This is a genomic window from Streptomyces sp. NPDC005574, assembly GCF_040605435.1.
Lineage (GTDB): Bacteria > Actinomycetota > Actinomycetes > Streptomycetales > Streptomycetaceae > Streptomyces.
Genome location: NZ_JBEXCW010000043.1, coordinates 59,613 through 69,982 on the forward strand (window position 1 = coordinate 59,613; position 10,370 = coordinate 69,982).

The following is a 10,370-nucleotide window of genomic DNA, read 5'->3' on the forward strand; positions in this document are numbered from 1 at the left end:
CCGGGGCGGGCGGCGCGGGTCGATCCTCCGGCGGCCGGTGAGCCGTAGAGAACGGAGGGGGTGGCCCCGCGGTGGGCGGTGAGCCGTAGGGCGGAAGTGGTGGGCACGCGTTGGCCGTAGGCGGAGAGGGTGGTCCCGCGGTGGGGGGTGAGCCGAACATGGCCACCGGCCGTCAGCCGTACGGCAGAGCTGTGACGTCAGTCCCACCCGGGTGCCGCACGGGCTTGTCCGCGCGTGGTGGACGGGGGCCCGCCGGTAGGGTGGCCCGGTTGTCATACGCAGCAAGCCGACCGTCCGCCCGTCACGCACCACCCGCCCCACCCGACGCCCCGCGCGCGGCCCCCATACGACCCCCCTACGGAGACCGTGACTACCACCGCCGCCTCCTCCACGTCCCACCACCTCTCTCCCGCCTTCCCCGGCCGCGCCCCCTGGGGGACCGCCGGCAAGCTGCGTGCCTGGCAGCAGGGTGCGATGGAGAGGTACCTCCAGGAGCAGCCGCGTGACTTCCTCGCGGTCGCGACCCCCGGCGCCGGGAAGACGACCTTCGCGCTGACGCTGGCGTCCTGGCTGCTGCACCACCACGTCGTGCAGCAGGTGACCGTGGTCGCGCCGACCGAGCACCTGAAGAAGCAGTGGGCCGAGGCCGCCGCCCGGATAGGTATCAAGCTGGACCCCGAGTACAGCGCGGGCCCGCTCGGCAGGGACTACCAGGGGATCGCCGTCACGTACGCGGGCGTCGGCGTGCGGCCCATGCTGCACCGCAACCGTGTCGAGCAGCGCAAGACGCTGGTGATCCTGGACGAGATCCACCACGCCGGCGACTCCAAGTCCTGGGGCGAGGCCTGCCTGGAGGCGTTCGAGCCGGCCACCCGCCGGCTGGCGCTCACCGGTACGCCCTTCCGGTCGGACACCAACCCGATCCCGTTCGTCGCCTACGAGGAGGGGAACGACGGCATCCGGCGCTCCGCCGCCGACTACACGTACGGATACGGCAGCGCGCTGTCCGACGGGGTCGTGCGGCCCGTCATCTTCCTCTCCTACAGCGGCAACATGCGGTGGCGCACCAAGGCGGGCGACGAGATCGCCGCCCGGCTCGGCGAGCCCATGACCAAGGACGCGATCAGCCAGGCCTGGCGCACCGCGCTCGATCCGCGCGGCGAGTGGATGCCCAGCGTGCTGCGCGCCGCCGACCGCCGGCTCACCGAGGTCAGGAAGGGCATCCCCGACGCCGGCGCCCTCGTCATCGCCAGCGACCAGGACTCCGCCCGCGCCTACGCCAAGCTGATCCGCGAGATCACCGGCTCGAAGGCGACCCTCGTCCTGTCCGACGACGCCGGCGCCTCCAACCGGATCGACGAGTTCAGCTCCGGCGACGACCGCTGGATGGTCGCCGTCCGCATGGTGTCCGAGGGCGTCGACGTGCCGCGGCTCGCGGTCGGCGTGTACGCCACGACCATCTCGACCCCGCTCTTCTTCGCGCAGGCCGTCGGGCGTTTCGTGCGGTCCCGGCGGCGCGGCGAGACCGCCTCGGTCTTCCTCCCCACCGTCCCCGACCTGCTCACCTTCGCCAACGAGATGGAGGTCGAGCGCGACCACGCCCTCGACAAGCCGAAGAAGGAAGGGGAGGAGGACCCCTACGCCGAGTCCGAGAAGGAGATGGACGAGGCGAACAAGGAGCAGGACGAGGACACGGGCGAGCAGGAGCAGTTCGCCTTCGAGGCCCTGGAGTCCGAGGCCGTCTTCGACCGGGTCCTCTACGACGGCGCCGAGTTCGGCATGCAGGCCCATCCGGGCAGCGCGGAGGAGCAGGACTACCTCGGCATCCCGGGACTCCTCGAACCCGACCAGGTCCAGCTCCTGCTGCAGAAGCGGCAGGCCCGGCAGATCGCGCACAGCCGCAAGAAGCCGGACGACGAGGCCGACCTGCTGGAACTGCCCGCCGAGCGGCGGCCGGTCGTCTCGCACAAGGAGATGATGGAGCTGCGCAAGCAGCTCAACACGATGGTCGGTGCGTACGTCCACCAGAGCGGCAAGCCGCACGGTGTCATCCACACCGAGCTGCGGCGCGTGTGCGGCGGCCCGCCGAGCGCCGAGGCCACAGCCGGACAACTGCGGCAGCGGATCGCCAAGGTGCAGGAGTGGGCCACCCGTATGCGGTGAGCTCCTCCCGTACGGCCGGCCCTCCACCGACCCCCGTCACCGGGGCGCGCGATGCCGTGACGCGCGTCACCAGGGCGCGTGATGTCGTCGCGCGCCGTACGTATGAGGACAAACGGACGTACTCCGTCCCGGCCGCTGCCCGGATTCTGGACGGAGCCTTCCGCTCAGCGAACCTGCTTCGCTACTGTCCCGCTACGCACACGCCCCGTGGCAGCGCCGCCGCGGAGCGCAGCCGTGAAGCGACGCGGTCCGGACTGGCCGGACCGCCAGCCGATCGGCGGCCTCTGACGCGCGTCACGGACGGGACTTCGTGACGCACCGCCGCGACGGGGGACGCCGACCTCACCACTTAAGGAGTGGGCGTCGTGACCGCGGAGACCTCTCAGACGCTCGACCGGGGACTGCGCGTCCTCAAGCTGCTGGCCGACACCGACCACGGGCTGACGGTCACCGAGCTTTCGCACAAACTCGGTGTCAACCGGACCGTGGTCTACCGGTTGCTCGCCACGCTGGAACAGCACGCCCTCGTACGGCGTGACCTGGGCGGGCGTGCCCGGGTCGGGCTCGGCGTGCTGCGGCTGGGCCGCCAGGTGCATCCGCTGGTGCGGGAGGCGGCGCTGCCCGCGCTGAGGTCGCTGGCCGAGGACATCGGCGCGACAGCCCACCTCACCCTGGTCGACGGGGCGGAGGCGCTGGCCGTGGCCGTGGTCGAGCCGAGCTGGACCGACTACCACGTGGCCTACCGCGCCGGGTTCCGGCATCCGCTGGACCGCGGGGCGGCGGGCCGGGCGATCCTCTCCGCGCGGCTGAAGCCGGCGCAGGAGCCCGGGTACACGCTGACGCACGGGGAGTTGGAGGCGGGCGCGAGCGGCGCCGCCGCACCACTGCTCGGGGTCACCGGCGTCGAGGGCAGCGTCGGGGTGGTCATGCTGGCGGACGCCGTACCGGAGCGGGTGGGACCACGGGTCGTCGACGCGGCCCGCGAGGTCGCGGAAGCGCTGCGCTGACGGGCCTCGGGCACGGGGCAGCGAGCGGCAGCCGAGGACCGGCCGGCCGCGTCGGGCCGGATGCCCCGTGACGCCCCTCGGCCCTCCCGAGGGGAGCCGCCCGCTCCTGGCCGGATCTCGTCGTCACGTTAGATTGATCCCGTGCTCTCTCGCCTCACACGCCTCCAGGCCGTCGCCGTCTGCGCCCTGCCTGTCGTGGCCCTCCTCGCCACGGCGGCCTTCGCGCCGCTGCCGTTCTCGCTGGCGCAGCCCGGTCTGACGGCGAACGTCCTCGGCAAGAACCAGGGCACCGAGGTGATCACCGTCTCCGGCGCGCCGACCCGCGAGACGAGCGGGCAGCTGCGGATGACGACCATCGAGGCGACCAACCCCGACGCGCACGTGGCGCTGGGCGACATCCTCGACTCCTGGTTCCGCACCGACCGGGCGGTCATGCCCCGTGACGCGGTCTATCCGAGCGGCGAGAGCACCAAGGAGATCGAGCGGCACAACACCGCGCAGATGAAGGAGTCCCAGGACGCCGCCACCGAGGCCGCGCTCGCCTACCTGCACCTCGGTGACAAGAACGTCAAGGTCACCCTGGAGCTCGCCGACGTCGGCGGTCCCAGCGCCGGGCTCCTGTTCACCCTCGGCATCATCGACAAGCTCGACGGCGACGGCAGCGGCGGCGACCTCACCGGCGGCCGTACCGTCGCCGGTACGGGCACCATCGACCCGGACGGCACGGTCGGCGCGGTCGGGGGCGTGGCACTGAAGACGCAGGCCGCGCGGCGCGACGGGGCGACGGTGTTCCTGGTGCCGAAGGCGGAGTGCTCCGACGCGAAGTCCGAACTCCCCGAGGGGCTGCGGCTGGTGCCCGTGACGACGCTGAAGAGCGCGGTGAACTCCCTGGTGGCGCTGGAGAAGGGCAAGGGTCCGATCCCCGGCTGCTAGTAGTGCCTGGTCAGGTCGGTTGTGGTGGTGCGTGTCCTTCGGGCGGGGTGCGGCGTTAGGAGTGCGTGACTCCCGGCAAACCCTTCCAGTCACGTCACTGGACCCGGCCGGCCCGGGGCGCCACCGCCTCACTCGTGCAGCGCGGCCTGCTCCACCAGCGGGATGACCCGCAGCGGAACGGGGTTCTCCATGACGATCGCCGTGGAGGCCCGGACGATGCCGTCAAAACCGACGACCCGGTCGATCACCCGCTGGAGGTCGGCGTTCGAGCGCGCCACGAGCCGGCACAGCATGTCCCCGCCGCCGGTGGTCGTGTGCAGCTCCAGCACCTCCGGCACACCCGCCAAGTGCGCCCGTACGTCGGCCCCTTGGCCCTGCCGGATCTGGAGCGTGGCGAAGGCGGTCACCGGGTAGCCGAGCGCCGCCGGGTCCACCTGGGGCCCGAATCCGCGGATGACGCCGTTCGACTGAAGCCGGTCCATGCGCGCCTGCACCGTGCCGCGCGCGACCCCGAGCCGCCGGGACATCTCCAGCACCCCGATGCGCGGCTCCCGCGCCAGCAGCACGATGATCCGGCCGTCGAGTCGGTCGATCGCCACCTCAGCCTCCGGAGCTGGTCATCCTGTACACAACGCCCGGCGATCCGGGCATCCCGCTGGTCATGTTGCCCAGCGCTTACGCGAACTATTGCGCACCTTGCGTGGGAGGGCGAGGCTGCGGACATGACGCAGACCACACACCACACTCCCGACACCGCCCGGCAGGCCGACCCCTTCCCGGTCAAGGGAATGGACGCGGTCGTCTTCGCCGTGGGCAACGCCAAGCAGGCCGCGCACTACTACTCCACCGCCTTCGGCATGCGGCTGGTCGCCTACTCCGGACCGGAGAACGGCAACCGCGAGACCGCCTCGTACGTCCTCACCAACGGCTCCGCCCGCTTCGTGTTCACGTCCGTCATCAAGGCCGCCACCCCCTGGGGCACCTTCCTCACCGAGCACGTGGCCGAGCACGGCGACGGTGTCGTCGACCTCGCCATCGAGGTGCCGGACGCGCGCGCCGCCCACGCGTACGCCGTCGAGCACGGCGCCCGCTCCCTGGCGGAGCCGTACGAGATGAAGGACGAGCACGGCACGGTAGTCCTCGCCGCGATCGCGACGTACGGCAAGACCCGCCACACGCTGGTGGAGCGGACCGGCTACGACGGCCCCTACCTTCCGGGCTACACCCCCGCCGCCCCGATCGTGGAGCCGCCCGCCCACCGCACCTTCCAGGCCGTCGACCACTGCGTCGGCAACGTCGAACTCGGCCGGATGAACGAGTGGGTCGGCTTCTACAACAAGGTCATGGGCTTCACGAACATGAAGGAGTTCGTGGGCGACGACATCGCGACCGAGTACAGCGCGCTGATGTCGAAGGTCGTGGCGGACGGCACGCTCAAGGTCAAGTTCCCGATCAACGAGCCCGCCATCGCCAAGAAGAAGTCCCAGATCGACGAGTACCTGGAGTTCTACGGCGGCGCGGGCGTCCAGCACATCGCGCTGAACAGCAACGACATCGTGCAGACGGTACGCACGATGCGCGCGGCCGGCGTCCAGTTCCTCGACACCCCCGACTCGTACTACGACACCCTCGGCGAGTGGGTCGGCGACACCCGCGTCCCGGTCGACACCCTGCGTGAGCTGAAGATCCTCGCCGACCGCGACGAGGACGGCTACCTGCTGCAGATCTTCACCAAGCCGGTCCAGGACCGGCCGACCGTCTTCTTCGAGATCATCGAGCGGCACGGCTCGATGGGCTTCGGCAAGGGCAACTTCAAGGCCCTGTTCGAGGCGATCGAGCGGGAGCAGGAGCGCCGCGGCAACCTGTAGAACCGACGCCTCGACGGACCCTACGGGACAGCCCTCAGGACCGCGGACCGCCCGGCTCCCCGGCGTCGTCTCACCCCTCGCCCTCCTCCCCGGAGGGCGGGGGCTCCGCCGGGGGTTCGCCCAGGGCCCGCAGCGCCTCCCGCGCCCGGGGGGCGTCCAGGGGCGAGAAGTACGGGTTGATCCGCAGCGCCTCCTCCAGATGCCGCCGCGCCGGCCAGTTCAGCCCCGAACCCCGCTCGATCATGCCCCGGTGGAAGGCGTACAGGGCGCTGCGCACGGTGCCGCCGTGCGCCTTGTCCGTCGCGGCGGTGGCGAACCGCAGGGCCTCCTCGTCCTCACCGGCCCGGTGCAGGGCCCAGCCCAGCGCGTCGGCCACCGCGATCCCGGGCTGGCGCCGCCACTCCGCCCGCAGCCCCCGTACCGCGGCCAGCGGGTCGCCGTGGTCCGCCTCGAACCGGCCCAGCACCAGCGCGTCGTCCACCCCGCCCGCCGCCGCGCCGCGCACCCGTTCGCGCAGCTGGTCGTACTGCACCCGCGCCGCCTGCGCGAGCCCCAGCGACTCGTACAACTCGCCGAGTTCCAGCGCGTACTGCGGCAGCGGCTGCTTGGCCAGCGCGGCCCGGTACGCGTTCAGCGCCTCCGTCGTCCGCCCCAGCGCCACCAGCGTCCGGGCCTCCCCGGCCTGCGCGGCCCGCTCGTCGGGGTCCAGCCGCACCGCCGCCCGGAAGTGCCGCAGCGCGTCCTCCCGGTCGCCGCGCTCCCAGGCGAGCTGCCCGGCCCGCTCCAGCCACGCGGCCTGTTCGGCGGGGGAGCGCGCGGCGGCCGCCGCGTCGGACAGTGCGGCCGCCGCGTCCTCCCGCCGGCCCCGGTCGTCGTAGACGGCCGCGGCCCGCGCCAGCACGGCCGGGCCGGAGCGCAGCGCCAGGAGCCTGTCCAGGGTCCGCCCGGCCGCCTTGTAGTCGCCCAGACCGGTGTACGCGTCGAGCAGCTGCGGATACGTCGTCCACCGCTCGCGGTCCTGCTTCAGCGCGGCCTCCCCCCAGGCCAGCGCCGCGGGGAAGTCCCGGCGGGCGTTCGCCAGGGCCGCCAGGCCCTCCAGCGCCTCCGCGTTGTCCCGCGCGCGCACCTTCAGCGAGGTGCGCAGCGCCCGCTCGGCCCGCGGGTACCAGGCGGCGGCGTCGGCGGTCCGCCGGCCCTGCTCCACGTACGCCGCTCCGAGCACCGCCCACGACCGGGCGTCCTTCGGCCGGGCCCGCACCCTCGCCTCGCGCTCGCGGATCAGCTCCGCGAGGCCGGGCAGCGCGGCCGGCACCCCGCCCGTGACCGCGGTCAGCGCCTGCGCCCCCGGAGCCGGTGCGGGAGACGGCCGGTCCGCCGGTCCCCAGGGCAGCAGCAGGCCCCCGACGAGCACGGCGCACGCGGCGACGGAGATGAGCAGGACCCGCCGGCCGACGCGCGGGCGCCGCCTGTCCGCCGGGTCAGGGGTGTCCTGTTGGCTCTCCATGGCGCTCACTGTGCGTCCCGGGCGGGCCGCGTCCCGGCTTACGGCGGTCGGCGCAGACGGGGTTCACACCGATGGCCCCGGGTGCGACGCTGTGATCATGAGCCGTATCCAAGCGCGTCCCGACGAAGACACGGAGGCGGCCGGCACCCTCGTCGACCGGCTGCTGAGCGGTCTGCCCGCCGAGGCCGTCCTGACCGACCCGGACGTCACGGCCTCCTACGCCCACGACATGGCGAGCTTCTGCCCGGCCGGCGCCCCGGCCGCGGTGGTCCTGCCCCGCACGGTCGCCCAGGTCCAGCACGTCATGCGCACCGCCACCGAACTGCGCGTCCCGGTCGTCCCGCAGGGCGCCCGCACCGGTCTGTCGGGCGGCGCCAACGCCTCCGAGGGCTGCATCGTGCTGTCCCTCACCCGGATGGACCGCATCCTGGAGATCAACCCGGTGGACCGCGTCGCCGTGGTGGAACCCGGCGTGGTCAACGCGGCGCTCTCCCGCGCGGTCGACGCACACGGCCTGTGCTACCCGCCGGACCCCTCCAGCTGGGAGACCTGCACGATCGGCGGCAACATCGGCACGGCCTCCGGCGGCCTGTGCTGCGTCAAGTACGGCGTGACCGCCGAGTACGTCCTCGGGCTGGACGTCGTGCTGGCCGACGGCCGCCTGATGTCGACCGGCCGCCGTACCGCCAAGGGCGTCGCCGGATACGACCTCACCCGCCTGTTCGTGGGCTCGGAGGGCTCACTGGGCATCGTCGTACGGGCGGTCCTGGCGCTGCGGCCGAAGCCGGCCCCGCAGCTGGTGCTGGCCGCCGAGTTCGCGTCCGCGGCCGCCGCCTGCGACGCCGTGTGCCGGATCATGGCCGGCGGACACGTGCCGTCCCTCCTCGAACTGATGGACCGTACGACGGTCAAGGCGGTCAACGACCTCGCGCACATGGGCCTGCCGGAGACCACCGAGGCGCTGCTGCTCGCGGCCTTCGACACCGCGGACCCGGCCGCCGACCTCGCCGCCGTCGGCGCGCTGTGCGAGGCGGCCGGCGCCACCCAGGTCGTACCGGCCGAGGACGCGGCGGAGTCCGAACTGCTGCTCCAGGCACGCCGGTTGTCGCTGCCCGCGCTGGAGGCGGTGAAGGGCACCACGATGATCGACGACGTGTGCGTGCCCCGCTCGAAGCTCGGGGACATGCTCCGGGGGGTGGAGCGGATCGCCGAGAAGTACGGGCTCACCATCGGGGTGTGCGCGCACGCGGGCGACGGCAACACCCATCCGACCGTCTGCTTCGACGCCCAGGACGCCGACGAGTCCCGGCGAGCCCGCGAGTCCTTCGACGAGATCATGGCCCTGGGTCTGGAACTGGGCGGCACGATCACCGGCGAACACGGCGTGGGCGTCCTGAAGAAGGAGTGGCTGGCGCGCGAGATCGGCCCGGTCGGGCTGGAGATGCAGCGGGCGGTCAAGACCGCGTTCGACCCGCTGGGCCTGCTGAACCCGGGCAAGGTGTTCTGACCCCGCACCACAGCCCTCCGACCCCGCGCCGCAGCCCCTCGACCCCGCGCCGCAGCCCCCCGGACCCCGGCCCCACCCCCCGTCGGCTCGACCCGCCGCTCACTCCCCGTCCTGCGACTCGTCCGAGGGCCACGGGTCGCACAGCCACAACTCGTCGGCGGGCGCGAGGAGTTCGGCCAGGCCCTCGTCGAGGCCGAGCCGTCGCGGCTCCGCACCCGGCGGGACCGCCCGCAGCGTGCGCTCCAGCCAGGCCGAGACCTGGGTGCTCGGAGCCTCCAGCAGGGCGTCCCCGTCGGGTGAACTGAGCGCCATCATGACGACCCCGCGCCCCTCCGTCCTCGTCGGCCACACCCGCACGTCCCCGTGCCCGGACGGCCGGAACACCCCCTCCACGAGCAGCTCGCGGGCGAAGGTCCAGCTCACCGGGTGGTCGGTGCCGACGTGGAAGGTGACGTGGACGGCGTACGGGTCCTCGCTGCGGTAGACCAGCCGGGCCGGAACGGGGATGCTGCGCCCGGGCGACAGGACGAGTCCGAGCTCCAGCTCCCGCTCTACGACTGTGTGGTGCATGACGTTCGTTCCTCTCACCCGGGACGGCGGCCCTTCGGCGGGCCCGTACGAGTGGAGAGGGGGCGCGGCCCCGGGCATTACGCGGGTTCGCGGAACTTTTTCTCCGACCGTGTCCCGCGCGGGCCTTGATCGTGTGAAGTACGTGTACGAGGTTGCCCGGAAAGGGGCCGGTCCAGCGGGACTGGCGGTGGGGCCTGCGCTCGTCTGGTAGATGTGGACACCCCCATTCGACCCCGAGCAGATACGGGACGACGGACATGAGCGCCCCAACCCCGGCACCCGGTGACGACAGGCCCCGCGAGGGCTACTACCCGGACCCCTCCATTCCTGGGTACGTCCGGTACTGGAACGGTGCCTCCTGGGTGCCGGGCACCAGCCGTCCGGCGCCCTCCGACGGCGGGGCGCTCGCGTCACCGACCGGCGCACCACCGGCGCACGCGCCCGCTTCCGCGCCGGCCGAGGAGACGGGCCCGTTCTTCTTCGACGAGGACCCGGTCACTCCCGCCGGCCCCCCGGCGCACACCGGCCCCTCCGTCCCCGACGCCCGGCACGGCAGCCGGCCCGAACCCGCGTCCGCCTGGGGCGCCGACCGCTCCCGGCAGGCCGGCTTCGGCGGGGAGCAGGACCGCCGCGTCTCCTGGGGTTCCCCGCAGGGCCCCGATCCGCGCCTGCCGGCCGGTGAACCCGCGCAGCCGGACGGCCCCGCCGACGGCACGGCGCCTCAACCTCGGATATTCAGCGGCTGAGGTGATCTGATCGGGTATCAGCAGAAGGTGCCCGTGGCCTGCGAGGATGCGAGTGTTGAGGTCGTATCCGGC

General features: G+C 73.1%; 8 protein-coding genes and 1 pseudogene. 6 read left to right on the forward strand and 3 right to left on the reverse strand.

Annotation, left to right across the window (positions count from 1 at the left end; all coding sequences use genetic code 11):
* Window positions 1–366 precede the first annotated feature (366 nt).
* The 3 genes from ABZT03_RS25380 (at window position 367) to ABZT03_RS25390 (ending at window position 4,103) form a co-directional block, all read left to right on the forward strand.
* Entirely contained in the window at window positions 367–2,163 is a 1,797-nt protein-coding gene (locus tag ABZT03_RS25380) for a DEAD/DEAH box helicase (RefSeq protein ID WP_356042905.1), read from the forward strand.
* A gap of 365 nt (window positions 2,164–2,528) precedes the next feature.
* The gene (locus ABZT03_RS25385; protein ID WP_356042908.1) at window positions 2,529–3,170 is read left to right on the forward strand and encodes a helix-turn-helix domain-containing protein; all 642 of its coding nucleotides are present in this window, start codon (window positions 2,529–2,531) and stop codon (window positions 3,168–3,170) included.
* A 141-nt stretch (window positions 3,171–3,311) separates the two neighbouring features.
* The gene (locus ABZT03_RS25390; protein WP_356042910.1) at window positions 3,312–4,103 is read left to right on the forward strand and encodes a S16 family serine protease; all 792 of its coding nucleotides are present in this window, start codon (window positions 3,312–3,314) and stop codon (window positions 4,101–4,103) included.
* Between the two features lie 128 nt (window positions 4,104–4,231).
* On the opposite strand, the gene ABZT03_RS25395 is transcribed toward ABZT03_RS25390, so the two are convergent.
* Window positions 4,232–4,702 carry an Lrp/AsnC family transcriptional regulator gene (locus ABZT03_RS25395; RefSeq protein WP_356042913.1) on the reverse strand — a complete coding sequence of 157 codons (471 nt, stop codon included), beginning with the start codon at window positions 4,700–4,702 and terminating at the stop codon, window positions 4,232–4,234.
* 123 nt (window positions 4,703–4,825) lie between these two features.
* Between ABZT03_RS25395 and hppD the strand changes: the two genes are divergently transcribed.
* On the forward strand, window positions 4,826–5,971 hold the full coding sequence (gene hppD, locus ABZT03_RS25400; RefSeq protein WP_356042916.1) for a 4-hydroxyphenylpyruvate dioxygenase: 1,146 nt from the start codon (window positions 4,826–4,828) through the stop codon (window positions 5,969–5,971).
* Between the two features lie 70 nt (window positions 5,972–6,041).
* Here the strand turns inward: hppD and ABZT03_RS25405 are convergent, their stop codons facing one another.
* Complete coding sequence (locus ABZT03_RS25405) at window positions 6,042–7,475, reverse strand: tetratricopeptide repeat protein (protein ID WP_356042919.1); 1,434 nt, start codon at window positions 7,473–7,475, stop codon at window positions 6,042–6,044.
* A gap of 91 nt (window positions 7,476–7,566) precedes the next feature.
* Between ABZT03_RS25405 and ABZT03_RS25410 the strand changes: the two genes are divergently transcribed.
* Window positions 7,567–8,982, forward strand: coding sequence for an FAD-linked oxidase C-terminal domain-containing protein (locus ABZT03_RS25410; protein ID WP_356042922.1), 1,416 nt, complete (start codon window positions 7,567–7,569; stop codon window positions 8,980–8,982).
* Window positions 8,983–9,081: 99 nt separating this feature from the next.
* Here the strand turns inward: ABZT03_RS25410 and ABZT03_RS25415 are convergent, their stop codons facing one another.
* On the reverse strand, window positions 9,082–9,552 hold the full coding sequence (locus ABZT03_RS25415) for an SsgA family sporulation/cell division regulator (RefSeq protein WP_356042925.1): 471 nt from the start codon (window positions 9,550–9,552) through the stop codon (window positions 9,082–9,084).
* Window positions 9,553–9,809: 257 nt separating this feature from the next.
* Between ABZT03_RS25415 and ABZT03_RS25420 the strand changes: the two are divergent.
* Window positions 9,810–10,226 (forward strand): annotated as a pseudogene (locus tag ABZT03_RS25420) (DUF2510 domain-containing protein); the annotation flags it as partial.
* Window positions 10,227–10,370 lie beyond the last annotated feature (144 nt).